Annotated in this window: 25 protein-coding genes; 12 read left to right on the top strand and 13 right to left on the bottom strand. The window is 45.9% G+C overall.

Annotated elements, in window-relative coordinates; translation table 11 throughout:
* Positions 1–115: 115 nt before the first annotated feature.
* On the bottom strand, positions 116–577 hold the full coding sequence (locus tag AB4Z50_RS08175) for a cupin domain-containing protein (RefSeq protein WP_076268430.1): 462 nt from the start codon (positions 575–577) through the stop codon (positions 116–118).
* Between the two features lie 212 nt (positions 578–789).
* Between AB4Z50_RS08175 and AB4Z50_RS08170 the strand changes: the two genes are divergently transcribed.
* From AB4Z50_RS08170 to AB4Z50_RS08135, 8 genes are all read left to right on the top strand, one after another.
* The gene (locus tag AB4Z50_RS08170) at positions 790–1,152 is read left to right on the top strand and encodes a hypothetical protein (RefSeq protein ID WP_441877819.1); all 363 of its coding nucleotides are present in this window, start codon (positions 790–792) and stop codon (positions 1,150–1,152) included.
* A gap of 48 nt (positions 1,153–1,200) precedes the next feature.
* Positions 1,201–1,692 carry a cation:proton antiporter regulatory subunit gene (locus tag AB4Z50_RS08165; RefSeq protein ID WP_339206454.1) on the top strand — a complete coding sequence of 164 codons (492 nt, stop codon included), beginning with the start codon at positions 1,201–1,203 and terminating at the stop codon, positions 1,690–1,692.
* Between the two features lie 2 nt (positions 1,693–1,694).
* The gene (locus AB4Z50_RS08160; protein WP_076268433.1) at positions 1,695–2,918 is read left to right on the top strand and encodes a cation:proton antiporter; all 1,224 of its coding nucleotides are present in this window, start codon (positions 1,695–1,697) and stop codon (positions 2,916–2,918) included.
* Positions 2,919–3,110: 192 nt separating this feature from the next.
* The gene (locus tag AB4Z50_RS08155; protein WP_076268628.1) at positions 3,111–3,785 is read left to right on the top strand and encodes a response regulator transcription factor; all 675 of its coding nucleotides are present in this window, start codon (positions 3,111–3,113) and stop codon (positions 3,783–3,785) included.
* 26 nt (positions 3,786–3,811) lie between these two features.
* Entirely contained in the window at positions 3,812–5,170 is a 1,359-nt protein-coding gene (locus tag AB4Z50_RS08150) for a HAMP domain-containing sensor histidine kinase (RefSeq protein WP_441877817.1), read from the top strand.
* A gap of 83 nt (positions 5,171–5,253) precedes the next feature.
* Complete coding sequence (locus tag AB4Z50_RS08145; protein WP_441877815.1) at positions 5,254–6,165, top strand: ATP-binding cassette domain-containing protein; 912 nt, start codon at positions 5,254–5,256, stop codon at positions 6,163–6,165.
* Positions 6,162–6,890, top strand: coding sequence for an ABC transporter permease (locus tag AB4Z50_RS08140; RefSeq protein WP_441877813.1), 729 nt, complete (start codon positions 6,162–6,164; stop codon positions 6,888–6,890). Before AB4Z50_RS08145 ends, AB4Z50_RS08140 begins: the two co-directional genes overlap by 4 nt.
* A gap of 1 nt (position 6,891) precedes the next feature.
* Positions 6,892–7,632 (top strand): ABC transporter permease, encoded by a 741-nt coding sequence (locus tag AB4Z50_RS08135; protein WP_076268437.1) that lies wholly within the window; start codon positions 6,892–6,894, stop codon positions 7,630–7,632.
* 364 nt (positions 7,633–7,996) lie between these two features.
* Here AB4Z50_RS08135 and trpS read toward each other — a convergent pair whose 3' ends face one another.
* A complete protein-coding gene (gene trpS, locus AB4Z50_RS08130; protein ID WP_441877811.1) occupies positions 7,997–8,980 on the bottom strand; it encodes a tryptophan--tRNA ligase in 984 nt (327 codons plus the stop codon).
* 162 nt (positions 8,981–9,142) lie between these two features.
* On the opposite strand from trpS, the gene AB4Z50_RS08125 reads away from it, so the two are divergent.
* Entirely contained in the window at positions 9,143–9,895 is a 753-nt protein-coding gene (locus AB4Z50_RS08125) for a DUF6843 domain-containing protein (RefSeq protein ID WP_441877809.1), read from the top strand.
* On the opposite strand, the gene AB4Z50_RS08120 is transcribed toward AB4Z50_RS08125, so the two are convergent.
* Positions 9,873–10,778, bottom strand: coding sequence for a DUF4275 family protein (locus AB4Z50_RS08120; RefSeq protein ID WP_441877807.1), 906 nt, complete (start codon positions 10,776–10,778; stop codon positions 9,873–9,875). The genes AB4Z50_RS08125 and AB4Z50_RS08120 overlap by 23 nt on opposite strands.
* Positions 10,779–10,930: 152 nt before the next feature.
* Between AB4Z50_RS08120 and AB4Z50_RS08115 the strand changes: the two genes are divergently transcribed.
* On the top strand, positions 10,931–12,040 hold the full coding sequence (locus tag AB4Z50_RS08115) for an ATP-binding protein (RefSeq protein WP_441877805.1): 1,110 nt from the start codon (positions 10,931–10,933) through the stop codon (positions 12,038–12,040).
* A 354-nt stretch (positions 12,041–12,394) separates the two neighbouring features.
* Here AB4Z50_RS08115 and AB4Z50_RS08110 read toward each other — a convergent pair whose 3' ends face one another.
* From AB4Z50_RS08110 to AB4Z50_RS08090, 5 genes are all read right to left on the bottom strand, one after another.
* Complete coding sequence (locus AB4Z50_RS08110) at positions 12,395–12,805, bottom strand: VOC family protein (RefSeq protein ID WP_339206440.1); 411 nt, start codon at positions 12,803–12,805, stop codon at positions 12,395–12,397.
* 487 nt (positions 12,806–13,292) lie between these two features.
* Positions 13,293–13,661: a hypothetical protein gene (locus AB4Z50_RS08105; RefSeq protein ID WP_441877802.1), complete on the bottom strand. Its 369-nt coding sequence runs from the start codon at positions 13,659–13,661 to the stop codon at positions 13,293–13,295.
* Between the two features lie 162 nt (positions 13,662–13,823).
* Entirely contained in the window at positions 13,824–14,252 is a 429-nt protein-coding gene (locus AB4Z50_RS08100) for an HIT family protein (RefSeq protein WP_441877800.1), read from the bottom strand.
* A 125-nt stretch (positions 14,253–14,377) separates the two neighbouring features.
* Positions 14,378–15,481: a threonine aldolase family protein gene (locus tag AB4Z50_RS08095; protein ID WP_441877798.1), complete on the bottom strand. Its 1,104-nt coding sequence runs from the start codon at positions 15,479–15,481 to the stop codon at positions 14,378–14,380.
* 30 nt (positions 15,482–15,511) lie between these two features.
* A complete protein-coding gene (locus AB4Z50_RS08090; RefSeq protein ID WP_441877796.1) occupies positions 15,512–15,949 on the bottom strand; it encodes an Lrp/AsnC family transcriptional regulator in 438 nt (145 codons plus the stop codon).
* Positions 15,950–16,100: 151 nt separating this feature from the next.
* Between AB4Z50_RS08090 and AB4Z50_RS08085 the strand changes: the two genes are divergently transcribed.
* Positions 16,101–16,748, top strand: a complete 648-nt coding sequence (locus AB4Z50_RS08085; protein WP_441877794.1) for a YitT family protein — start codon at positions 16,101–16,103, stop codon at positions 16,746–16,748.
* A 215-nt stretch (positions 16,749–16,963) separates the two neighbouring features.
* Here AB4Z50_RS08085 and AB4Z50_RS08080 read toward each other — a convergent pair whose 3' ends face one another.
* The 5 genes from AB4Z50_RS08080 to AB4Z50_RS08060 form a co-directional block, all read right to left on the bottom strand.
* A complete protein-coding gene (locus AB4Z50_RS08080; RefSeq protein ID WP_441877792.1) occupies positions 16,964–18,682 on the bottom strand; it encodes an ABC transporter ATP-binding protein in 1,719 nt (572 codons plus the stop codon).
* Between the two features lie 59 nt (positions 18,683–18,741).
* Positions 18,742–19,551 carry a formate dehydrogenase accessory sulfurtransferase FdhD gene (fdhD, locus tag AB4Z50_RS08075; protein ID WP_339206430.1) on the bottom strand — a complete coding sequence of 270 codons (810 nt, stop codon included), beginning with the start codon at positions 19,549–19,551 and terminating at the stop codon, positions 18,742–18,744.
* A 57-nt stretch (positions 19,552–19,608) separates the two neighbouring features.
* On the bottom strand, positions 19,609–21,963 hold the full coding sequence (locus AB4Z50_RS08070; RefSeq protein ID WP_441877789.1) for an FdhF/YdeP family oxidoreductase: 2,355 nt from the start codon (positions 21,961–21,963) through the stop codon (positions 19,609–19,611).
* 264 nt (positions 21,964–22,227) lie between these two features.
* Entirely contained in the window at positions 22,228–22,716 is a 489-nt protein-coding gene (gene infC / locus AB4Z50_RS08065; RefSeq protein ID WP_441878033.1) for a translation initiation factor IF-3, read from the bottom strand.
* 101 nt (positions 22,717–22,817) lie between these two features.
* A complete protein-coding gene (locus AB4Z50_RS08060; RefSeq protein WP_076268448.1) occupies positions 22,818–24,227 on the bottom strand; it encodes an MATE family efflux transporter in 1,410 nt (469 codons plus the stop codon).
* A 162-nt stretch (positions 24,228–24,389) separates the two neighbouring features.
* Here AB4Z50_RS08060 and AB4Z50_RS08055 point away from each other — a divergent pair, with 162 nt between their 5' ends.
* On the top strand, positions 24,390–25,274 hold the full coding sequence (locus AB4Z50_RS08055; protein ID WP_441877787.1) for an AraC family transcriptional regulator: 885 nt from the start codon (positions 24,390–24,392) through the stop codon (positions 25,272–25,274).
* Positions 25,275–25,333: the final 59 nt, after the last annotated feature.

Below are 25,333 nucleotides of genomic sequence, written 5' to 3'. Positions count from 1 at the left end.
GTTCTTTTGGTCATAACAGGCCACGTACGAATCTTCTTAATTGCAAAATAAGAGCCATCCGGGAAAGAAACTTCACTCCTCGGATGGCTCTTCAACATTTATTTAATGATCGTAATTATCGCTTAATGAGCTGGAAATCATCATAATGAAAACCTGGAGCTACAACGCATGAAACGAGTACAGGCTCGTCCCCTAGCAGGTGGGACATTTGCCATTCGTTAGCCGGAACTAATGCTTGCGGCTGATGACCTGCCAGCACATCAGGCCCAACAATAATTTCTTTTCTAGTTTCCGGCGCATCTTCGGTACCGCCAAGCGTAAGCATTAATGGACTGCCCGAATGCCACATCCACAGCTCGTCTGAATAAACCTTATGCCAATCTGAAAACTCACCTGGATGAAGCATAAAATAAATTGATGATGCTGCGAAGCGTGGTCCTGAATAAGGAGCTCCAAGCACCTCCTGCGGTATTGTGAAACCAGCCTTCCAAATTTCCTTGTACCAGCCACCCTCGATATGCTCCTTCAAACCAAGCGTTTGTACGAGCGGTGACAATTGTTTCACTTCTGCTCCCATCCATTACAACCTTCTTTCTCTCTTTTTCGTTCTATTCGCCTTAAAAAAATCGTTTACTTATTTTATAACGCTTACGGTTTATCGTCAATTCATTAAACAGCTGGGAATAGAGGGCAATATTCAATTTTTCTTTGTTAATATGTAACATCGCCTTTTTAATTTTCAATTTATAAGTTATACTTATATTAACGAAATCTTTTGGAGGTGGACAGATGAACAATGGCATACATGATTTCCGACCTATTAGCCGCAAGCATTTAATGAACTTGTTCCTTATTGTTCCGCTGCTGCTCGCAGCGCTGTTCGCCTACCAAGCAGGCAATATGTTTGAGTTAACAGCTGGTGCAAGCCGCATTACTGCGGCAGCCAAATATGCGACGTCAACCGTACGCAAACAGAGCACCACTGCCACAACATTTTTACCTGAAAACGCACTCGTTGCCGCCTATATGCATGCTCTCATGCTTATTTATTGGCGTTCCACAACCCTATCCGCACTCGTCACTACTTATCGACAGAGATTGCGCGATCTGCTCATGACTCCGATTAAATTCACTTCCCATTTCGTTGGTTAATCCTCTCATTTTGTTCGTATACTAACAACAAATGAGGAGGCATACACAATGAATATTAGAGAATCCGATCTGCCCGGCATTGGTCGAAAGTACCAAGTTATGACGAGGAGCGGCGATAAGTTTGTCATTATTATTCATGATGACGGACGCCGTGAGATGTATCACTTTGACTATGAGGATCCAGATGATAGCATTTCCATGGTTACCCTAGAGGATGAGGAAGCAAGACAAGTCGCTGCCATCATTGGCGGTATGACTTACAAGCCGAAAGCGCTTGAAACGATTGAAGTCGCACTCGATGATTTAACGATTGAGTGGTACAAGATTGAACCAAACGCCGCATGCATTGGCAGAACAATCGGCCAGGCCGATATTCGCCAAACGACTGGAGCGACCATTATCGCTGCGGTTGAGAAGGAAGCAAAACATATTAATCCCGGCCCCGACTATATATTCAAAGCAGATACTACCCTCATCGTTGCAGGTGAACGCCAGCATCTGAAGCTACTTAAGCTGATGCTGCAAAATGGGAGCCGTTAATTATGGATCACATGGTGCTGGAGATCGGTCTTGCTGTTATACTCATCGCCTTAGTCGGGCTGTTAGCTGCAAAAATTCGATTTTCCGTCATCCCGTTTTATATTTTAATCGGCATGGCCGTAGGTCCACATGCTCCGCACGTAGGCATACTGGACTTTAGGTTTATTCATAGTGCAGAACTAATTGAATTCATGGGGCGGCTAGGTGTGCTGTTCCTCCTGTTCTATTTAGGTCTGGAATTTTCTGTGGGTCGATTAATGAAATCGGGTCGCTCAATAGCGGTAGGCGGAACGATCTATATTCTGATCAACTTTTCACTTGGCTTATTATTTGGCTGGATCAACGACTTCCCTGTAGCGGAAACCATGGTCATCGCCGGCATTACAACGATCTCATCGAGCGCTATCGTCGCGAAGGTGCTCGTCGATTTAAAGAGGACTGCCAACCCGGAGACAGAAATGATTCTCGGCATCATTATGTTCGAGGATATCTTCCTTGCTGTATATATTTCCGTGCTCTCCGGACTCGTGCTCAGTGATTCGTCATCTTTAGGCGGAGTACTCCTGTCTGCTTCCTATGCATTAGGATTCATGCTGCTCTTCTTGATTATCGGCAGGAAGGCTGCACCGCTTCTGAACAAAATTCTCAATATTCGCTCGAACGAGCTTTTTCTGCTGCTCGTATTCGGCTTCTTGTTCCTCGTAGCAGGCTTCTCTGAAACGATTCACGTCGCTGAGGCGATCGGCGCTTTGCTTGTAGGCTTAGTACTAGCTGAGACTGTTCACATGAAGCGAATTGAGCATATGATTTTGCCTTTCCGTGACTTCTTCGGCGCTTTATTTTTCTTCAGCTTCGGACTGACCATCGACCCATTCGCACTTGGCGGAGCCGTATGGCTGTCACTTGGTGCAGTTGCCGTTACATTATTCGGCAACTTCTTGGCAGGCATGTTAGCCGGTAAAAGTGCTGGCTTAACGCCGAAGGCATCGGCTAATATAGGTTTGACCATCGTATCTCGCGGCGAGTTCTCCATCATTATGGCGAACCTCGGCAAAGCAGGCGGCTTGCTTGAGCTCCTGCAGCCATTCGCTGCCTTGTATGTACTCATTCTGGCGATATTGGGACCACTTCTGACTAAGGAGTCAAAGTGGGTATTCAAAGTGTTAAACAAAGTATTTAGGTGGGAAAAAGGAAAGAAAGCACGGGAGCCTGGAAGCAAGGGCTGACCAAGCAATGAATAGAAAGGGATCTAGCCGTTGTCGGCTAGGTCCCTTTCTTTATTTTCAAATAAATTCCTATTGCTGATTCACATCAAACGTTGCTTAATGGTATGCATTCCGCCAAGCTCTGCCGTATAATCGAAGCAGACCAGTTAAAATAAGGAATCAAAATGAATGAACGAAAGGAAATTTATAAAAATGACGGCATCACTGCTATATATTGAAGATGATATCGAAATCGGAAGCTTTGTCTCTCAGCATTTGCAAGAGCAAGGCTATAAAGTTGAATGGTTAAAAAATGGCGAGCATGCGCTCGAGGCCGCTGCAGGCTGCAGACTCGTCATCCTAGACGTTATGCTGCCGGGTCTCGATGGTTTTACTATTGGACAACGGCTGAAAAAAGCAGCGCCGGATGTCCCGATTCTCATGCTTTCAGCGCGCACCTCTATCGATGATAAGCTGCAAGGGCTGCAGTTCGCTGACGACTACCTCACCAAGCCTTTCCATCCCGACGAGCTGACCGCACGCATCGAAGTGCTCCTTCGCAGATCAGGCGCACGCCTTGCTGAACCTTTGGCTATTAAGCATCTGCTTGTCTATGAGCAGCAAAACCGGGTGGAGAACCGCGAGACCGGGGAAGAAATTATGCTGACAGGCAAGCAGTTTCACATTTTCAGCTATCTGCTGCGCCATTTGGGACAACTGCTTACGAAAGAACAAATCTATGAGGCCGTATGGGGAGAATCCTTTATTGATGGAGATAAAACGTTGATGGTTCATATCCGTTATTTGAGGGAAAAAATCGAACGAAACCCCGCTGCTCCTGAAATTATTGAGACGGTACGCGGCATCGGCTATCGGGTGCGCGCATGAAGAAGTCCAAATCACACGCGCGAGGCATGAAGTTTCGCCAAACCTTGTTATCTCGCTACCTGCTTATCATTTTGTTTGCTTTTCTGTTTATTCCGATCATATTTCCGGTAGCTTCTATTCTTTATATGCTTATTCAAGAAAATACGCAAACCGCTAATATGGACTATTTAAAGTATGGCAGCGGGAAAGAATTAACTACAATATGGCATAATCAGGCTGCTGAGTTAACAGAGAAGGATCCCGCTCAAATCGACAAAAGATTGCATGATCTAAAACAAACTTACCCCGAGGCTTCCCTCTTCTGGGTTGACTCTGCAGGATCAACAAGGCTGCAGCTTCCTGTACAAGAGCAGCTTCCAAGCAAGTGGACACCTGCCAGCTCCATTCAATTTATGAAAGCAAGCATCGACAGCGATCCCTTTACGGTCGTATCCTTCCTTGGCGCAGACCATAAGGAACCTGGGTTCATGGTGATGCAGCTGCAGCGCTCCATCATTCAGATTAATAAGCCGATCGGTTCAGGCACACCCTTTTATTTGGCGTTTCTGTTTATTATGTTCGCCTTTTTCTTCTTAATATCTCTGCTCTTCTTCCGGCATATTCGCAAACGTCTGCTCAGTCTGCAATCAGCGATGACGCTGCATGGCGACAACGGGCTTCCGATGCCAATCCTTATTAAGAAAAATGATGAAATCGGGCAGCTGGAGACATCTTTTAATCAGATGGTTGAACAGCTTAAGGAGAGCAAGGAGCGCGAGCGTGCAGAGGAGGAGCTTCGCAAGCAGCTCATCGCCAGCTTGTCGCATGATCTGAGGACACCATTAACCGTCATGAACAGCCATCTGTATTCGTTGCATAAGGAACCGTTAAGCTTGAATGCGCAAGCAGCTGTGAAGCAAATGGAGCAAAAAATAACCAGCCTAGACAGCCTCATTGAAAATTTGCTTTCCTACACGCTCATGACAAGCGGCCGCTATCCGCTTAAGCTGGAGCCACTGGATCTGCTGCGATTAGTTCGTGAAAGCGCCGCGTCTTGGTATCCCCTTTGGGAACAGGAAGGTATTGTCGCTGATGTGGAGCTGCCTGATGGTGCTATGCTCCGTATTGTCGATAAGGCAGGTTTCCGCCGTGTGCTTGATAATTTATTTCAAAATGTGGCGAGGCATGCGAGCGGCGGCAAATACATCGGCATTACCGTTGAGTATTACCAAGGCCAATCTGCGCTCGTTATTCGCGATCATGGCAACGGGCTAGAGGCTGCTCCGACGGGCAAAGGTGCAGGCATTGGGCTAGCCATTGTCGATTATCTTCTGAAAGAAATGAAGCTCGAATGGCATAGCGATACCCAAGCTGACGGAACGACCATATACATTTATTCAAATTGATTTTAATTTTTTAAACAAAATTTAAACTTGGGGAGCTCTTCGTTTAACCTTCACCCGTTAATGTAAGTAATGAGGTGATTAACGTGAATGAATGGGTAATCGAAACGAAAGGACTAAGCAAACGTTATAAAGGGCGTTATGCGGTGTCCAATCTGAATTTAAAAATTGCAAAAGGGGATATTTATGGCTTCCTTGGACCAAACGGCGCTGGTAAAACGACGACAATCCGCATGCTGCTCGGATTAATCCAGCCCTCGAGCGGATCGGTTCATATTTTCGGGAAATCTTTGAACAAGGAAAGGTTATCCATATTGCGCCGGGTCGGCTCGCTCGTCGAATATCCTTCGTACTATGGCCATTTAAGCGCCGTCGACAACCTAGAAGCTATTCGCCGCATACTCGGTGCTCCTGTATCCAAAATTGCTGAAGTGCTCGACATCGTTGGACTGGCCAAGGAAGCGCGGCGTCCAGTGAAAGGCTTCTCGCTTGGAATGAAGCAGCGACTAGGTATCGCAAGCGCATTGCTTGGCAGCCCAGAGCTGCTGCTGCTCGACGAGCCGACAAATGGACTAGATCCATCCGGCATATTGGAAATTCGTGAATTAATTAAAGAAATGCCTAAGCAGCACGGCATTACCGTCCTTATATCCAGTCATTTGTTAAGCGAGGTCGAGCTTACAGCAGGAACCGTCGGTATTATTCGTCAGGGGGAGCTCGTCTTCCAAGATACGATCAGCCATTTGCATGCACAGGCACAAGGCACAATATCGCTGGTTGTGTCTGAGCCAGAGCTAGCACTTGCTACCTTGCAGCGGCAAGGTGTGGGCGCTGTACAAAATGGTTCCGCCATTATGCTGGAGCATACCGATAACCCTGCGCTTGCACGCATTGTCAAAAATCTCGTAGAGCGAGACCACTCTATCTACCGTGTCGAGGAGAAACGCAAATCACTGGAGGATCTCTTCCTGCAAATTGTCGGGGAGGGTAAGCTATGATGCTCAAAGCACTTTCAGCTGATTTTTTGAAAATACGCGGCAAGGGGCTATGGTTTCTTATCTTTATTGGCCCTATCGGATTGATCGCTATGCAAGCTCTTAATTACGGACTTCGTTATGATTATTTAACGAACAGATATGCAGGGAGACTCTGGGAGGTCTTGCTTCAGGACATCCAAATGTTTGTTCCAATCTCGCTATTCCTTGGAGTGACACTTGTCTCTTCCCTGCTAGCAAATATCGAACATAACACAAATGCGTGGAAGCAGCTGCTCGCCCTTCCTATTTCCAAGGGTGCCGTGTTCCGCTCCAAATTTGCATTAAGCTTCCTGTTGCTGCTCTCATCATGTGTTTTGCTGGCGATAGGAACCGCTGCGCTTGGTTTATCGTTGCGATTCGGGCTTAAAGAGATGCCAGTAATCGATATTTTGCGGCTTTGCTTCCTGCCGTTTATCGCATCGCTCCCGGCGCTTGCGCTGTTTGTATGGCTTTGCATGACCATGAAAAATCAAGCCATTCCTATTACGTTTGGCGTGTTGATCGCGATCAGCTCCATATTCACTGGCCTGATTTCAAAGGATTGGTCAAAGCTGCTGCCGTTAAACTGGCCGATGCTAGGTTATATGGATCCGCAGCGAGAGCTATTCGTTGGTGGAGGCTTTCTGCTCGGGTGCATCCTTCTACTTGTTGGCGCCTTTCATTTCATCAAAAAGGATGTGAATTGAAATGATGGGTTTCCTACGTTTAGTCGCTGCGGAACGGATTAAGTTATTCAAAACGTTTATTTGGATACTCATCCCGCTCAGCTCGCTGCTGTCACTTGCTCTCGGCATGTTAATATCGTTTGATTCGCCGGATGCGTCCGCTCAATATGCCCTGCTCATTGCTTCAATGGCTTCGTTCCACGCCATGCTGTTCTTACCAATATTAACGGGCATTCTGTCCGCTTTCGTATGCAGATACGAGCATGTAGGAGGAGGCTGGAAGCAGCTGCTTACGCTGCCTGTGTCTAGAATCGGACTCTACTTCGCCAAATTCAGTGTAGTTGCTGTTCTCCTTGCCATAACGCAGCTTTTGTTTCTAGGAGCAGTTATTATTGCAGCGACCTATCAAGGCATCGACGGCCCGCTTCCATGGGCAATGCTTCTGAAAGGAGTTGGCAGCGGCTGGCTTGCCTGTCTCCCGCTTGCCGCGCTGCAGCTGCTCGTATCTGTAAGCTGGAGCAGCTTTGCCGCTCCACTCGTCATTAATGTGATGCTTACGCTGCCTAATATGCTTATCGTTAATTCTGAACGTTTCGCTCCCTTCTACCCATGGGCACAACCAATGCTCGCGATGCTAAGCTTCGAAGGCGACAATTTCGGCGCTTTTGCGCTCCCTTTAGAAAACTTGCTCATTACGATAACGAGCAGCTTTGTTTTGTTTTTTGCAATTGGCCTACTTTATTTCACTCGCAAAGAAGTGTAAGCCGCTCAGATACAAATGAAAAAACGGTCAATCCCACTGCAGAGGCGGGATTGACCGTTTTTCATTACTGTATTGATGGCTCACTCATCCCAATCCACTCATTCTTGACGGTATCCTGCCTTATTGGCTTCTAGAGAAGCAAGCTAACAGGAATTTCTCCCGCTATCATTCGCTCTTTTCTGATAAAAACCAATTTAACGGGAAATCTTCCCGCTAATCTAGGCAGTATTTTAGGAAACAGCCCATTTCCATTGATTTAACGGTACAAATTCCTTCTAATTCAGAATATACGGGCATAATCGCAAAATTAGCTGGAGATTTTCCTGTTGATTTTGATCTCTACCCGCAATCAAAATCTGCTCGGTTAAAAGGTTACGAATCCCATGGCGCGTTTCGCTTGAACAAGCGTTATTTGAGCCGTTTCCGAGGCTCTCATCGCTCCTTCTTTAAGGATACGGATCAGCACATCTGAATCGATAATATCTCTATATCTCTCTTGTATAGGTACTAGCTTCTCGACGACAACCTCGGCTAAATCCTTCTTAAACCCGCCATATCCTTGGCCCTCGTAACGCCTTTCAATCGTCTCGGTGGACTCTCCTGAGAACACCGCATAGATCTCGATCAAATTGCTGACCGCAGGTTTATTGTCCCAATCATATCGCACAGACATTTCTGAATCGGTAACAGCTCTTGCGAGCTTTTTACGAATATCAGCTGGCGAGTCAAGTAGCAGCACGTAGCTATTTTTATTGGGGTTGCTCTTGCTCATTTTTTTAGTTGGATCATCAAGCCCCATAATACGGGAGCCAATAGTGGGGATGATCGGTTCAGGAATTACAAATGTTTTTTCAAAACGACTATTAAATCGCGCAGCTAAATCTCTAGTCATCTCTAAATGCTGCTTCTGATCCTCCCCGACAGGTACATGGGTCGCTTGATAAAGGAGAATGTCCGCTGCCATCAAGGCAGGGTACGTAAACAAAGCAGAGCTGACAGAATCTTTCCCATCTGATTTCTCTTTGAACTGCGTCATTCTGCTCAGCTCTCCAAAGTGAACCTGAGTCTCCATTATCCATCCCAGCTCGACATGAGCAGGCACATGCGATTGTATAAAAATCGTCGCCTTTTTAGGATCAATTCCAGCAGCAATATAAAATGCAGCAATGTCCTTAGAACGCTGAAACAATTCTTTCGGGTCCTGAGGAACAGTAATCGCATGAAGATCCGGCACAAAGAAAAAGCACTCAAAGTCATGCTGCATTTTCACAAATTGATGCAAGGCACCTCCATAACCGCCTATATTAAGCTCCCCACTTGGTTTTATTCCTGAAAGGATACGTTTCATGTTACTTCCTCCTTATTTGCGGCTAATAATTATTGGAGATATTCTTGCTCCAAGCGCTTCGTGAGGTCGGTACTACAAAAGATAGAACTATTGCGATATTCAGTATAACGTTATGCTTTAGGGGTACAAAGCTTCCATACACACAGAAGAGGTGTTGTCCCCATGAAACAAAAGCTATTTTACGTTTTAGTTGCTATAGCCAGCTATTTTGCAGGCGTACTCGCTTATTTAGGTTATTTGACGCTCGTGTATGATCAGAGCCTCGGGAGTGATTCGAGCAAGCTAATCGGCTGGACGCTTCCTTCGTATCTATTCCTTATTCTCCCGTTTTACACCCTGATGTTCCGATGGAGGAAGTCGGCTATTTTTCTGCGCACTGCCTTGCTAATTGTTCTAAGTATCATTGCCGCAGCTTCCGTTACCGTTATGATGGGCTTAGGAATATGGGGAATACAGGATCTCTTTTCTCCTGAGTTCGGACTGTTTATTTTACTATTTGCCAGCTCTGCAATTGTATTCTCTGTAGGTTCTCTTGTTGCTATAAAAGAGAAGGGCTATCTCATTTTCTTGCTTGCTTCACTTGTAATCATATACCTGCCGATCAATATGCTGGTCTCAGAGGTTGAGAAAAGCAGACCAGTTATCCATCACATTCCGCAAAGCTTTCACGGCACTGTTGTCATTCATTTTGGCGATTCAAACTCTCCGCCTATCTCTAAGAAAAAAGGATATGAAGTCATTAATATTCCGGAAAAGGGTATCTATAAAACCTCTAGTCCTCGGCCTGTGCGAGGCATTAGGCATGTATTAGTAGATGAACTGGGCAATGAAGTAAAGGAAATTTCGATCTCTGGCGAAACCATGAAATACGGCTCCGATCCTGGAGTAACGATTAGCGAGTATACTGTGCCTTAACAAAATATGGCCCTAATTCAGACTCATGGGTTACCACATAGGTCCACTTAAAATGCTCATCTACAATATAGATGTCCTGCTCGCCTTCCACATCCTCAGGCATTAAACGCGCTGCATCTTCTATCAGCAACACTAAATCATGCTGCTGATAGAAGACATAACATGCCTTTTTAGGCTCATTACGGAATGCTTCTACCGCTTGTTCATCGCTTAAGCATGATTTTTTTGCATAGCTGAAAACATGCCATAAATATTGTTCCATATAAATGTTCGTCTTTTCTTGGGCATCCAAACCCTCTGCAAAAATGTCTTCCCACTCGCGCTTCATGTCACGACCCTCAAGCTCTGCCTGAGCCACTCTCATATGTTTAGCTTCAAGTTTGGGTATCAGCTTAAGATGCTCGATCCTCGCCTGCCATTCGCCAAACAGAAACTGTTTGATCACCTCTCTTAATTCGTCGCTGGCATGCTCCAACATTTCGCGTAGTGTGCTCGCTTGGCTGCTGATTATAATCGGATCGATAGTGCCCTTGCTTTCGAAGAAACCGCCAGGATATTGTCTAACATTCGGTGCATGAACCCAGCCAAAATATTTAAATAAATACTCGAATGTATTTTGTTCAATACTCTCATCAATAATTTTCTCAATATGTGCTCGACTTACTTGATCGACAATAATCAAATTCTCTTCTGACCAGACGAACGTATTGTCCCCTCTGCTCAGCCGATCGTTACGGATGGATTCGATACATTTTACCGTATAAAAATTAGCTACCCACCGGGAGTAATCTGGAAATGTGACATAAACACAGACGCGAGCATCTGTTTCGTCCTCAATGGAGCATTCCCAATCTATCCTCACATGCCTCTTTTTCGAAAACAATGCTTTACCCCCTTAAATGTTAGGCCTGCTATTAAAATATTTGTTCATCGTACCATAAAGTTTTTGGTCATTGTTTACAATTCACTGAACTTATGATAAATTTATTGTATAACGTAATTACGTAAAACAATAATATTAAGAGGTGATGCCGTTTGACCGCTTCTAGAGACTACGGAACTGAGCTTGATTTACTTACCAAAGAGATGAACGAGCTCAAACAAATGTTAAGTCAGGTCATTAATACTCGTCCTTCTCCAAAACAAGCATTAACTATGAATTTAAATGAGAACTCATTAAACGATGAAGTCCCGCATGATTTAGGCAGCCTCTTTTATTCCGGGCAATATCGCGGGCACAATGGCTTCAGGTGGGACCCTAGGCAGCAAGAAGTCCATCACTTACTTGGTCTTGACACCGATAAAGCAGCAAAAATTTTGGCAGCACTCGGAAATAAGCAGCGGCTCGACATCCTGCTTGCTGTATTGCTGGAGCCTCTCTCCGGCTCAGATATCGTAGAACGACTAAACCTGGGAACTACGGGGCAGCTTTACCACCATACCAAAGCCTTACTCGGGGCTGACCTTTTGGTTCAAGAGGAACGTGGAGGCAAGTATTCTCTGCCTGCTCATCGAACGCTTCCGCTGCTGCTTTTGTTGACCGCTATTACTGATCTGCTCGATACGAGCCATTATATGGAGCTTACAGAGGCTAGAAATAACGTTGAGGAGTATTTAGGCGAAAATAAAGAGGGGTACGATCCGAATCATCTTTTATGGTCCGTCATTGATAACTCGGTGTTGGAGCACCAAGCAGGCTATAGTACGGAGCTATATATCGTACTTCACAGCGATACAAGTATTACCGTCTCTGATAATGGTCGAGGCATTCCGATTCAAGCCTTCCCTCAGTCGAAGACAACTCCAGTACAAACTGTGCTTACGGAGCTTGGGCATTACAATAAAAGCGCATCCGTTGTAGCTTCCGAAGGGTTAAAAGGCATAAACATGCCTGTAGTTAACGCTTTGTCTGAACAGCTTTCTGTAGAGGTTCGCCGTGAAGGAAAAGTATTTCGTCAAGACTTTAAACATGGCATACCGCAAAGTGAACTGCTTGTCTTAGGCATGACGAAGGAAACAGGCACAAGCATTACCTTTAAGCCGAATCCGGACATTTTTAAATATCCATTTGATAAAGCTGCACTACTAGATCGTTTAGCAGATCTGCAAGGTCGTTTCCCTGACCTAAAGGTTGAGATGCTATAGCTGCTTCAAACTTGAAGCTGCGCTAGCGAGATGCAGAAGACGGTGGAATATGTCCACTATCTTCTGCATCAGCACTATTCATGAGTTGGAATGTAAACATCAACATCTTCGGGGAATTTGGGATTTGCGAAGTGGTAAATCTCCAAAGCGAGCGCTTTAGGGCTGTTCATTATGCCTTGTTTGTTTAAATAGCTGTGAATCAAAAGTAAACATGACTTCAGAATTAAAATGTGCACATATGTAACGCACAGGGTACAGAATATGTTGAATTTCAACTCTACGTTCTTCGAATCTCTCTCTTGCCTGCTTCAGCCTTTCCCAATTTGCATGAAACGGATGGGGAATAGGGAGCAATCAGCTTTTCTCAAGACTTAATTGCCATGAAACGCCGAACTTATCTGAAACCCAGCCAAACTTCTCACTAAACGGATAAGCGGCAAGCGGCATGAGTATGCTGCCCTCAAGTGATAGGCTTTCAAAAACCTGATCTATTTCCTCTTCCGTATCGCAGGTAACGAACAAAGATATTGAAGGTGTGAACGTAAAGCCATGGTTGACGCCGCTATCGATACACATAAACTGTTGTCCTTTTAGAGAAAATGTAGCTTTCATTACGGTTCCTTCAGGGCCTGTCTCATTCGCTCCGTATCGCTGGATACTTATGATTTCGGATTGATCGAATAATGAAGTGTAGAAGTTCATAGCCTCCTCTGCTCTGCCTTCAAACATAAAAAATGTTTTAATTTTTTGATTTGCTTTCTCCATTGTTTCGTCTCGTCCTTTCATGACTTTTTTTGCTTTATAATGCCCCTTTATRTGCGGTTTCTTTCCTTATTAGGGAAATGACATATAAAATGAGAACCGCTGCATAGAGATTCCAAATACTCGGTATAGATGCTACAGATAAATAAATGCCATACGGCAGCGACCAGATGAGTACCACTAGCATTAACATTCGGTTTCTCAAAATTGCAGCTAAAATTCCTATACAAGCTGGAAGGATCAACATCATAAACACGATAAGAATCGTTTTATCACTCACCAGTATATCCGTGTAAGGGTTCCAAAACAATAAAAGGCAGCTCAACATGATACATCCCACAGAAGCCGCTCCTGCACAAAAGGAATATTTCATATGAATACATACCTCCTCTGTACTATTTTATAAATTGGAACCCCTATTGCTATCCAACGTTTAGCCTCATCAAAAACTAACCTCGTTAATCATTCTTTATGTTGTACGTAGTATAGCTCATTGAACCTTTATCGTCGAAATCGTTATTTTATGCGAAATCCCGAGGTGGTTATATTTGATCGTGACCGATTCAATCGTTTGCTTATCCCCTATTGTTAGGGCATAGGTATGATCCGCATCTGTGACTTTGCCTTTATTCTCTTTGGCCGTCTGTGCCTGCGGGGATGTTCCTGTTGGAATGGTCACTTCATTCAGATCCTTAAATGAGTAATCCTTTTCTTCCGTCTCATCGAAGCGGTCGGTTACAATAAAACCTTTAGCAGGACTGCTAACTTGTATTTTGACTCGCTCAGGCACGTCGCCATCATTTATTAATACTTCATTAATATCGATAGATCCAACCAAACTTTTATTCCCGACTATCACTAAAACAATTTGTCTATCGTTTGTTGAAGAGAACGCCTGTGCTGTTAAAGGCGGCTTCGCTTTCGAGTAGACATAAGAACCACCAAATACAAGGAAACAGCAAACAATTAGTAAAATGATTTTTTTCAGAATGGATCACTCCTTCTTTAGCCTCATTTCACATTATGTGCTAACATCATGGATTGCCACTAGCAGCTTCTCTCGTGTTTCGCTTAAACGCTCCTTTGCATGTGTAAAATCAACAGGCTCCACCCAAGCAAACCCATCCGAATCATACCGAGGGAACACATGCATATGATAATGCGTCAAATCGTTGAATTTTCCGCCATTTTGAATAATCGTTATACCGTCTGGCTGAAAATGTACCTTTAGCACCCTTGCCAGCATCGCAGATGTTTTCATAATTTCATTAGCGGTTAACTCGTCTAAATCATCGACATCATGAAAATGCTGCTTAGGGAGTATGAGCAGATGACCCTCATTAAGCGGTGCTATATCTAGAAGACAAGTCACCCATTCATTTTCGTATACGGTTTGAGTCTCTAATTCATGATTGGCCAGCTGACAACCTAAACACGGCTTCTTTTCCATCCTCATTTCCCCCTCTGCACTTATGCCTAATGAAACAAACGAGAATTTTATCAGAAATTATCTCATTTTCCACTATTTATAACTTAGCATGTTGTGCAGACATAATCGAGTTAAAAGTGTTAATGCTATTCCCTCCCACCTTTCTGTTGCAGCTTATTGTCCAGCAATCGAAATGCTTCAAAAAGCGTTTCTTTAGGAGCCGCATCATACCGATCGCCAATGTTAACCTCAAAATAGGAGCCAGCCTCTCCTTTATCACGGACAGACTGCGTCAAACCGATACCTGTTTTCCCAGCGATATCGATTAGGATTGAATCAAGCTGCTCCTTCTGTGCTGTCGAGTGAACATGAAACATATTGGAAACAGGCACCTCCGGGATAGTCTTCATGCCCTCGCACCCGTTATATAATGCAGCAAGCTCCTGCGCTTCCCTGTAGTACTTCTTCATATGCGGAAGTCGCCGCTCCATGTAATAGTCTGCAGCAATAATATAAGGATATAAGCTGATGAGATCACCGCCATGTCGTCTTTTCCAAATCTTCGATTCCTCTGTAAAGCTGCGATCTCCGGCTAATATCGCTCCTGCAATACCGCCAATTCCTTTATAGAACGAAATATATACACTGTCGAAGAGCGCGCAAACCTCTTGAACAGACTTTTCATAATACGGAAGTATCTCGAACAGCCTCGCTCCATCCAGATGAAGCTTAATTCCTCTCTCCCGACAAAATGCCGACATAGCCTTGAGCTCTTCAAATTCCGGCAACTGTCCGCCAATTTCGCGCTGCGGCAGCTCCAGTAGCAAACAAGCGATTTTTTCCTCTAGACCAAGCAAATCATGAAGAAGGACAGGCCTTTCTACATCCGCCAACAGTACAGCTTCAAGATGATGCAGCTCTTTCATGCCGTCTTTCTCGTGAATCTCCAGATGGCTTAAAGGATGATAACCGACCTTCTTATTTCCTTTCTCGTCACACCATATACGAAGGGCAATTTGCTGAGCCATTGTACCGCTGGGGAAAAATACAGCCGATTCTTTGCCTAGCAGTTTAGCCATCTTTTCCTCAAAATTCTCAATTATCGCTCCATTGCCGTACATATCGCTATCCTGCTCTGCGTCCCACTGCTCTAGCGCTTCTTTGAGAACCTGTACATTCCGCTTTCCATGACCGATTAACGGATAGCTGGCTTGATTATATGCTTCAATTAGTGTCTTCGTTTGTTCCATCCTATAAGTCCCCTTTACTCCGTTAATCGTTTAATCCTTAGGCAGTATGGTTTTGTTCATAACAGGAGAAGAGAGAATGACCGACGTGTTGACATTGCCGAAAGGCATAAGCCTCTCTACAAGCTCGCTTAGACCATCCATCCCCGTTATCGCTGCTTTCAGAACATAGCTGACCGTTCCTGTTACCCGGTGGCATTCTATAATCTCATCATCATTCATGATGCGCTTCTCAAACTCCATCGGAAATACTTTCAATTCACTCATTTGAATGATGACCTGTATGTTTCTGCCGATAGCAGCAGGCGATACTCGTGCACCAAATCCAGTAATGATGCCTTTCTCCTGCAAGCGCAGCAGACGCTCAGATATGCTGGGGCGGCTGAGAGACAATCGTTTGGACAGCTCACTCACCGTTATTCGGCCATCCTCCTGCAGTAATTGGAGAAGCATACGATCCAATTGATCCATGATCACAACCTCCTTCATTTTGCAGGAAAAACAATAAAAATTCGTTCAATGTTATATAAATTCACATCAATTTCATTCTGTTTATCATATATACGATTGATGCTGTTTTGTATTCTTATAGTAACAAACTTAAGCAGGCGGTGCATGTGAGATGTTACGCAAATTGGATTACAAAATGAAGGAAAATATCAGCAAATGGCTTCATATTGCAATAGGCTGCTTCGTTACTGTGGGCGGATTAGTCATTTTAAAGCATTCACATATCGTAACTGGAGGAACAGCAGGACTCTCTTTAAGCTTATCACCCCAGCTGCAAGTCTCATTCCACTATTTGTTTTTATTGCTCAATCTTCCATTTCTAATTTTTTCCTACTTTTACATGGGCAAATCCTTTACCTTCAAAACTATTGGTGCTATCGCGCTGCTCTCCTCATTAAGTTCAATAAACGATATCTTRCCTGCCTTTACGATTCCGCCACTAATCGGAGCGATCGTCGGAGGATTATTCATCGGAGCAGGCATTACCGCCTTATTCCGCAACGGTGCTTCACTCGGCGGCGCGACAATACTAGCCATCTATTTGCACAAAAAGCATGGCGTCAACCCTGGCATTACCAACTTCGCATTCGATTTTCTAGTTGTCCTCACTAGTCTATCCGTATTTTCGCTCAAAAGTGGATTGTACTCTGCCTTGTCGATTGCCGTTACATCGGCCTTCTTGTCGTTTTATAAGAGAAGGAAAACAGGCGCAAAGAAAGACAAACAAGAAGTATTGTCAGGCGCTGCTAATACCGTTTAAACAAGATCAAGCCTTTAGTGTTCCTTTAGCATGGAGTGGAGTACGTTGTAATGGCGGATGTGTGGGATTAATTTGTAGGATTAATATTTGAGCTTGATGCGTAGCAGTTCCTGTTTGTTTCATTCTATCTGTTAGTGATAAACAGCCTCGGCTGCTTTGTTAATAAAAAAAAGCTGCCGATTCATCGATATCGGCAGCCTTCATTCAAATTCAAATTATCTATTGCCAAACTGTGCTTTATGCAAGCGGCTGTAGATGCCGCCTGCCGATACTAGCTCTTCATGACGGCCTTGCTCGGTAATTCCTTGCTCCGTTACAACAACAATGCGATCCGCATTTTTGATCGTAGCGAGGCGATGTGCGATAACAAGCGTTGTGCGGCCTACGGACAGCTCTGCCAGCGACTGCTGGATTGCTGCTTCCGTTTCAGTGTCGAGTGCCGAAGTTGCCTCGTCGAGAATAAGGATAGGCGGGTTTTTGAGGAACATCCGCGCAATCGCAAGCCGCTGCTTCTGTCCGCCAGACAGCTTAACGCCGCGTTCGCCCACTACCGTTTCCAGTCCGTCCGGCTGCGCGTGTATGAATTCTTCAAGCTTCGCTCTGCGCGCGGCTTCCCAAATATCTGTATCCGATGCGCCAAGCTTACCGTAACTGATGTTTTCTCTAATCGTACCTGCGAACAGGAACACATCCTGCTGTACGATACCGATCTGCTTCCGGAGCGAATCCAGCTTCAAATCACGAGTATCATAGCCATCGACGGATATGCTTCCGCCTTCAATTTCATAGAAACGCGGCAGCAAGCTGCAAAGCGTCGTTTTGCCGGCGCCAGAAGGTCCAACAAAGGCAATTGTCTCACCTGCACGAATAGTAAGATCGATATTTTGAAGCACCTTCGCTTCGCCTTCATAACCAAACGTAACATTCCGATATTCAATATTCCCGTTTAGGCGGTTAACCTCTTTCGCATTGGGTTTATCCGCAACATCAGGCGCTGTCTCCAGCAGCTGCACATAACGTTTAAAGCCGGCAATGCCTTTTGGGTAACTTTCGATAACTGCATTGATTTTTTCAATCGGTTTAAAGAAGATGTTCGTAAGCAAAACAAAGCTAATAAATTCGCCGTACTTCAGATCACCTTTAATAACGAACCAAGTGCCTGCAATCAATACGAATACAGATACAAGTCTCATCAGCATGTAGGTAATCGAAGAGTTCAAACCAATGATTTTGTAGGAAATGAGTTTCGCTTCACGGAAACGCAGGTTGTTCACCTTGAACAGCTTTTTCTCATGGCTTTCGTTCGAGAAAGCTTGAACAACACGAATCCCGCCAACCGTATCCTCTACTCGAGCATTAAAATCGGCCATATCCGAGAACAACCGATTCGCAGCTTTCGTCATTTTACCGTTGAACATCAGAACGAGCCAGATAATGATTGGCACAATAACAAAAGTAAGAATGGCTAACTCCAAATTAATATACGCCATAATGCCGAACGCTCCGACGAGCGTCATCGCAGCAATGAACATATCCTCTGGGCCATGATGGGCAACCTCGCCAATCTCGAATAAATCATTCGTAAGACGCGAGATCAGATGACCGGTCTTCGTGTTATCGAAGAAACGGAAGGACAGCTTCTGTACGTGGTCGAACAGCTTCTTCCGCATGTCCGTCTCAATATTAATACCAAGCATATGGCCCCAATAGGTGACTACATATTGCAACAGTGTATTAATAATATAAATCAGAAGCAAGATAGCACAGGCAGTAACGATAAGCCCCCAGTTCTCGTCAGGCAAAAGCGTATCTATTACATAGCTGACTGCCAAGGGGAAGCACAGCTCAAGAATCGCCAGCACTACTGCACAACAGAAATCAAGCAGAAAAAGCTTCTTGTAAGGCTTGTAGTAGGAAAAAAAGCGTAAAAGCATCATAAACTCCTTCTTGTCACATGGTGATAATCATTTTCATTTAAAATGATATACAATCACTACCATGCTGTCAATCCATCGCCGAAATCGATTCGGTCATGATGGGTGTATACATTCATCTCTCCGCCTCTAATAAAACCCACACAGGTAATGCCTAAATCCTCTGCCAAGCGAAGAGCAAGATCAGTAGGCGCCGACTTGCTGAGCATAATGCCGCAGCCGATCTTGGCCGCTTTCAGCACCGCCTCCGAGGAGAGCCTGCCGCTGAATGCAATCACTTTATCCGAAGTCCGAACACGGTGCAGCAAACAATAGCCGAACAGCTTATCGAGCGCATTGTGGCGCCCAATATCCGTTCTTACAGCAAGCAGCTCCGATGGCGTTCCAATGGCTGCATTATGAACACCGCCCGTGCTGCGAAATTCCGAGGATGCCTCCTGAAGCTCGCGCATAAAGCGAATACATTGCTCAGCAGATATTTTAGTGCGGGTCATGATCGTTTTGGCCGTCAGCATATCATTGTGAAAATAAAACTGCCTACTCTTACCGCAGCATGATCCGATAAAACGTTTCGCGTAATGATCCTGACTTAACGTATGCTTATGCTCTAGCTCAACATAGGCAAAACCAGTATCCTCTTCGATCCGCAGCGATTTCACCTGACCGGCAGCACGTATAACCCCTTCGGAAGCAAGGAAACCAATGACCAGCTCCTGCAAATGTGATGGCGAGCATACCATCGTTGCAAATTCCTCACCTCCTAGCTTCAGAGTAAGCGGATATTCCGCAGCGATATCGTCATCCTTCTCCCAGTGGCCGCTGCTATCGTATTTGAGTATGCGCCATTTTGTCGTGTTCGAAAGATCCATTCGAATACTCCCCTTCCACGCTCAGCTTGCTTATGCATCATTACGACCACAGCAGTTCTACGCCGGCGGCTCGATTTCCAGCTCCACAATCCGCTTCTCCATATACTTGGTATCCTTAAAGGCATGATAGGTTTCAGCCTTCTCTACGATAACGGAAGCATTATACTCTGGTATGCCTGCAAACGGCTCATATACTCCTTTTGGAAATAGACTATTCCCTTCCGGCCAATACAACTCGATATTGCCTGGCGCAATATCCGCTGGTTTCGCCCTGCCATGGAAGCTCCCGCTTCGGTTATATACAACAATCGCATCACCTTCGGCGATCGCAAGCTCCGATAAATTCGCTTCATTCATCAGCACGTCGTAGCGCCCTGCATCGTTAAAAGCATCCTTCCCGCCATAAATCATAGAGTTAAACTGCTTTCCGCGCCTTGTCGTTGCATAGAAATGCCCTTCCGGTATACGAAGCTCTGGCAATTCAATGGGCAGCAGGCTGCCCTTCCCGTCGGAAGTTGGACAAAAACCACCCTCGCACAGCCACGCCCCGCCCCATTGGAATACGTCACCTTGGTTCCGCAGCAGCTCTACGCCCTCATAGTTCGGTGAAGCCATCGCAATCTCTTCCCTCACAGCAGCAGCATCTTTGAACGCGATAGCCGCTTTGAGCTCCGGCCTAATGCGTGCAGCTAAATCCGCATAGATTTGCCACTCCGCACGCGCTTCTTCGATCCGCGGCCCTTCAATAGTTGGTGAAAAATAAACCATTCGCTCCGTCGAGGTTGACGTACCCCCGCCTGGCTGTTCATACCTTGTCATGGCAGGCAGTACGATAACCTCCTCCTGCGCATCTACAAGTGTCGAGCTGTTCAGCACGATATCCTGATGCACCCGCAATTCGACGCTCTCTAAGCAGCGCTTCACAAAATCAGGATCAGGCATCGTCTCGATAAAATTGCCGCCTGATGTATAGAACAGCTTCAGCTTACGATCAGCATGCTCGTTCAACATTGCGTTTTCAAGCGATACACCTACAATGTCACCTTGCCAATCCGGCAGCTTAAAGCCCCAAAGTTCCTCTAAACGGCGGATATCCGCACCTTTGAACTCACCGCCAGGCAGACTAAAGGGGTCAGCCCCCATTTCGCCTGAGCCTTGAACGCCGCTATGGCCGCGAATCGGCATCAAGCCGCAATGCTCCCGCCCAAGAAAACCGCGGAGCAGCGCAAGATTGGCAACCTGCGAAATATTGTCCGTTCCGAATCGATGCTGCGTCAGGCCCATGCTCCATACGAATACGCTTGACTTCGCCGCGGCAAGCAAAGCAGCGAAAGCCTGCATCCGCTCTCTCGTCAGCCCGGATGATTTCTCCAGAAGGTCCCAGTCCTGCTGCTGAATATGAACCTTCAGCTCCTCGTACCCATTCGTATGCGCGCTTACAAAAGCATGATCAATCGCTGAGCCTGGCTGCTCCTCCTCCATCTCAAACCAGCACTTCATGACGCCGTGCATGAAAGCAATGTCACCGCCGATATTCACCTGATAGAAATCGTCTGCCAGCTTCGTGCCAAAGAGAGCTGATTCCGGTATAGACGGTATCCAGTAGCCCTCCATTGCCGGCTCGCGATAGGGGTTGATCACGATGATTTTGGTACCCTTGCGCTTAGCTGCGTACATATACTTGGTCGATACAGGCTGATTGTTCGCTGCCACACTGCCCCAAAAAACGAGAACATCCGTACCAATCCAGTCCTTATAATTGCAGGTAGAGGCACCTACCCCAATAGAGCGCTTCATCGCTGTTTTGGATGGAGAATGGCAAATCCGAGAGGCGTTATCGATGTTATTTGTCCCAATGAGCCGAGCAGCCTTTGCCGCCACATAATAGGATTCATTCGTTATCCCGCGCGCAGTTAAGTAGAAAGCCATCTGCTTCGGGTCTATTGCCCTCGCTTTGGCAGCAATGCGGTCCAGCGCCTCATCCCACGAAATTCTGCGAAAGCTTCTTTCTCCCTTGCTTCTTATCAGCGGGTACGGCAGCCTTCCCAGCTTGCGCAATTGCGTGCTATCGAGCTTCCGCAGCTCCTCAATATCGCCATGCAGCACATTCCCTTTGATAGCAGGCATCGTATTCAGCCGCAGGACGTTCAATCTCGTCGTGCAAATATGAGGACCGTCCAACGTCTGATCATATAAACCGGACACGCCAAGCGCACAGCCATCACATACACCCTGCGTCAAAATCCGATACGCATACGGCAAGCTGTCTCGGTTATCCCACGCTACCTTGAGCGTATCACGAATATGATGCGGCTTAATGCGTCCTAGCCCAAACGGTGCTTTGCTCACCCACAGCTTAGGGTCTGGCAGCCTCGGCAGCTTGATCGGTCCTGTATGCAAAGTTTTCTTCATTAATGATTCACCCCGTTAATGATCATTATGGAACGATTGCCATTCTACTTACTAAGCTACCACAAATGAGTAAGCGCATACATTTCAATTTTGAAAATAGATGCAAACCAAGAAGCCTTCACATCAATCATCCTATCAGCTAACCTATATGTAGCTTTAGGAGAAAGCTGTTGCCTTCTCCCGTAAACCCCTGTTGTCGCCGCCTTCAGAAAGGCTCTATACGCAATAGTTACACCGCTGCTTACCTTTCACCTTCAACATACCTTATAAAGGCAGCACCTGCACCGCTGCTTGCTTCCCGCTTACTTGTATGCCGGATTGCTTCTTGCCGCTCTCCTCTAGATCCTTCAGCATGCGCTCCAGCAGCTCCTTCGCTTTGGGGCCTTCCTTGCCTTGAATTTTCACAACGAGCTGCACGCCGTTACCTGAACCAAGAAGCTTCGCTGCCTGCCGCAGCTTCGTATCATAATCATGATCCTCTATATGCGCTGTCAAGCGGAGCTCTTTTATTTTGCTAGGCTGATCCTTTACCTTTGCCCCGCGCTTCTCTTGGTCAGCCTGTTTCTTCGCTTGCCCTTTGGCTACCAACTTGCATGGCGGAGGACTGCTCATAAGCGAGGTACAGACCAAATCCACTTTCAATTCCTTTGCTTTTGCCAGCGCTACATCACGCGAGACAATGCCTAAATCCTCGCCTCGCAAACCAGTCAAGTGCACCTCGGAGGCGCGTATTTTTTCATTCATAATAACCATCGATGCCATATCCGTTAATCGCTCCCTTGCCGTGAATACGGAAAACAGCAGCCTTCACTTGCGAAGCCGCTGTCTATTCCTTCCTCTATTATACGCTTTTATTAGATATCCAGCGCGGTTTGTTTATGTGTTTTTCCACTAATGCCGCTCTCTGCACTTCTCTTCGCTTCGGCTTCATCCCGCTCTGCTCTGCGCAGAAACTTTTGGCCTCTCCAGCGAATTAGAGACAATATTCCGCGGATGTACTCATCTAAGATCATGCAGGCATATATCCCGATCAAGCCCCAGCCAAGTTGAATTCCCACAAAATAAGCTAATCCCGTTGCAATCAGCCACATCGAGAATACCGAAGTCCACATCGTAAAACGGGTATCGCCTACCGCATTTAATGAATTGCCGAGCGCCATATTGATCATTTTGCCCGGCTGCAGCAGTAGATTCATTCCGAGTAGGGACACGCCTAACGCTACGATTTCTTTGTTTTCAGTAAACATACCTAGCAGTTGCTTGCCAAACAAATAAATAAGAAACGCGTTAACCGTCACCACCGCAAGCCCAATCCACATCGCTCGGAAGGCGATATGGTACGCCTCTTTCACTTTGCCTGCTCCAAATAGATGGGCAATCTGAATTTGCACTGCCAGTGCTATCGAATAACCAAGCATGAAGCAAAACGATTCCAACGTATTCATATACGTCCTTGCCGCCAGCTCATTCGAGCCGAGAATAGCCAAAAAGGTGAAAATAAGCAGCTGCGTAAATACCCAGCAAGACATATTCACGCCAAGCGGCCATCCAATACGGAGAATTTCGCCGAACAGCTTACGATTAAATACATTAAAGTCGCGAAGAGCAATCGTACGTTCAAAAGAGCTAAGGAACATGATGAACAGCACAATCGTAGCGAGCAAGCGGCATAACACGGTTGAGATGGCTACGCCCATCAAGCCCCATTTTGGAAAACCGAATGCCCCGAAGATGAACGCATAGTTGAAAAAAACATGCACAACGTTCATTCCAATTGCCGTATACATTGGCCCCTTTGTATTTCCCGTATTCCGAATCGATGTGCTAAGCGCCGACATCAACGCAATCAATACCATTCCGCCGCCGACTATCGAGATGTACGTCTTTGCTAGTGGGATTAAATTCTCTGGAAGCTGCAGCACCGCAGCGATCTCGCCTGGAATGAGGATGAGCAGCCCGCTAAGCAAGAGCCCAATGATGGCACTTACTTTCACCGCCATTATCGCGATCGTGCGAGCGTCCTCGCCATTTTTGGAGCCTATTTTTTGTGCAATGAGTATGCCCGCTCCACTCGCGACCGTTATAAATAAGGTCGTCAACGCTTGAAACAGCTGGTTAGAGAAGCCTACTACCGCTACTGCATCATCCGATATCCTGCTCACCATCAGCGTGTCCGCCGCACCGAGCAAAAATTGTAAAAACAGCTCTATGAATATTGGCCACGCCAGCATCCAGAGCGAAATCTTTTTGTTAGATAAAGCCATCCTGTTGTCCTCCTGCATCGGCTGCCTAATAGCGGCCATATCCGTTGTCTTATCATCAATCGTCATATCAAATTATAGATGCTATACTGAGCTTGATGTATCACTTTTACAACTGAAACTATAACGATTCAAACTTCAATATTTGAAGGAGAAAATCCTAACATGACCATCATCCATATGACGATTCCACCGCTGCCGCATTATATCATTGGGGGTTATACGGTTGCCCCTTCTGGCCGCAAGCATCCAAGCAGATGCAACATTAATGTGTTTGATTTGCTTGTCGTAACGCGGGGCTGCTTATACATGGGAGAAGAAGATCAGCATTATGAAGTAAGCGCAGGGCACGCTCTTATTCTCAGGCCGGATGCCCATCATTACGCAACGCGTGCATGCGACGAGCAGACCGCTTATTACTGGATTCATTTTCAGACGACTGGGATGTGGAGTATAACAGATCAATCCATGCCTGAGGTACCGCCTGACAGTTCCAAATCTAGAATACTCAACACCAACATTTATACGGCACAAACCTTTGCCAAACAGCTTCCCCAGTTTGCTAAACTGCTGCAGCCCTCCAAGATGGACAGTCTGCTGCGCCAGTTGGTTCAGCTTAATATGAATGATCATATTCCCAGCGTAAAATGGAAGCAGCAGCTTGTATTCCAAGAGGTTATCGAGCATTTATCCGCATCGATGGAAGCGGAGGGGCCTTCTCCCTCTATTTTGTGCGCAGAGCAAGCAGCTTCCTATTTGCGAGAGCATTATCGTGATAGCATAACCGCGCAGGAGCTGGGAGACAGCATTAACTTTCATCCCGTTTATATCGCAAGATGCATGCAGAAGGAGTTTGGCTGCGCGCCATTCGATTACCTCATGCGTTTCCGGATTGAACAAGCAAAGCTGCTGCTGCTTCAAACGGATCTGCCTATCGCTCGCATCGGAGAACAGGTCGGCTTTAATCATGCTGCCTATTTCACCTCTTGCTTTGCCAAATACGAGAGCATATCGCCGCGCAAATATAGACAACGATTTTCTCATGGGTAAGGATGGGTGCATTCCCGCCAAAACATTACACCGAATATCAGGCTTTTCCTTCGACATCA

It is taken from the genome of Paenibacillus sp. 2TAB26 (assembly GCF_052115145.1).
GTDB lineage: Bacteria > Bacillota > Bacilli > Paenibacillales > Paenibacillaceae > Pristimantibacillus.
The sequence above is the reverse complement of the archived record's forward strand: the minus strand, read 5'-3'. Positions and strand labels throughout refer to the sequence as shown.

Bases quoted from the DNA above. Each gene is read 5' to 3' on its own strand.
- AB4Z50_RS08175 (WP_076268430.1), bottom strand. From the start codon at position 577: ATGGGAGCAGAAGTGAAACAATTGTCACCGCTCGTACAAACGCTTGGT.
- AB4Z50_RS08170 (WP_441877819.1), top strand. From the start codon at position 790: ATGAACAATGGCATACATGATTTCCGACCTATTAGCCGCAAGCATTTA.
- AB4Z50_RS08165 (WP_339206454.1), top strand. From the start codon at position 1,201: ATGAATATTAGAGAATCCGATCTGCCCGGCATTGGTCGAAAGTACCAA.
- AB4Z50_RS08160 (WP_076268433.1), top strand. From the start codon at position 1,695: ATGGATCACATGGTGCTGGAGATCGGTCTTGCTGTTATACTCATCGCC.
- AB4Z50_RS08155 (WP_076268628.1), top strand. From the start codon at position 3,111: ATGACGGCATCACTGCTATATATTGAAGATGATATCGAAATCGGAAGC.
- AB4Z50_RS08150 (WP_441877817.1), top strand. From the start codon at position 3,812: ATGAAGTTTCGCCAAACCTTGTTATCTCGCTACCTGCTTATCATTTTG.
- AB4Z50_RS08140 (WP_441877813.1), top strand. From the start codon at position 6,162: ATGATGCTCAAAGCACTTTCAGCTGATTTTTTGAAAATACGCGGCAAG.
- AB4Z50_RS08135 (WP_076268437.1), top strand. From the start codon at position 6,892: ATGATGGGTTTCCTACGTTTAGTCGCTGCGGAACGGATTAAGTTATTC.
- trpS (WP_441877811.1), bottom strand. From the start codon at position 8,980: ATGAAACGTATCCTTTCAGGAATAAAACCAAGTGGGGAGCTTAATATA.
- AB4Z50_RS08125 (WP_441877809.1), top strand. From the start codon at position 9,143: ATGAAACAAAAGCTATTTTACGTTTTAGTTGCTATAGCCAGCTATTTT.
- AB4Z50_RS08110 (WP_339206440.1), bottom strand. From the start codon at position 12,805: ATGGAGAAAGCAAATCAAAAAATTAAAACATTTTTTATGTTTGAAGGC.
- AB4Z50_RS08100 (WP_441877800.1), bottom strand. From the start codon at position 14,252: ATGGAAAAGAAGCCGTGTTTAGGTTGTCAGCTGGCCAATCATGAATTA.
- AB4Z50_RS08095 (WP_441877798.1), bottom strand. From the start codon at position 15,481: ATGGAACAAACGAAGACACTAATTGAAGCATATAATCAAGCCAGCTAT.
- AB4Z50_RS08090 (WP_441877796.1), bottom strand. From the start codon at position 15,949: ATGGATCAATTGGATCGTATGCTTCTCCAATTACTGCAGGAGGATGGC.
- AB4Z50_RS08080 (WP_441877792.1), bottom strand. From the start codon at position 18,682: ATGCTTTTACGCTTTTTTTCCTACTACAAGCCTTACAAGAAGCTTTTT.
- fdhD (WP_339206430.1), bottom strand. From the start codon at position 19,551: ATGGATCTTTCGAACACGACAAAATGGCGCATACTCAAATACGATAGC.
- AB4Z50_RS08070 (WP_441877789.1), bottom strand. From the start codon at position 21,963: ATGAAGAAAACTTTGCATACAGGACCGATCAAGCTGCCGAGGCTGCCA.
- infC (WP_441878033.1), bottom strand. From the start codon at position 22,716: ATGGTTATTATGAATGAAAAAATACGCGCCTCCGAGGTGCACTTGACT.
- AB4Z50_RS08060 (WP_076268448.1), bottom strand. From the start codon at position 24,227: ATGGCTTTATCTAACAAAAAGATTTCGCTCTGGATGCTGGCGTGGCCA.
- AB4Z50_RS08055 (WP_441877787.1), top strand. From the start codon at position 24,390: ATGACCATCATCCATATGACGATTCCACCGCTGCCGCATTATATCATT.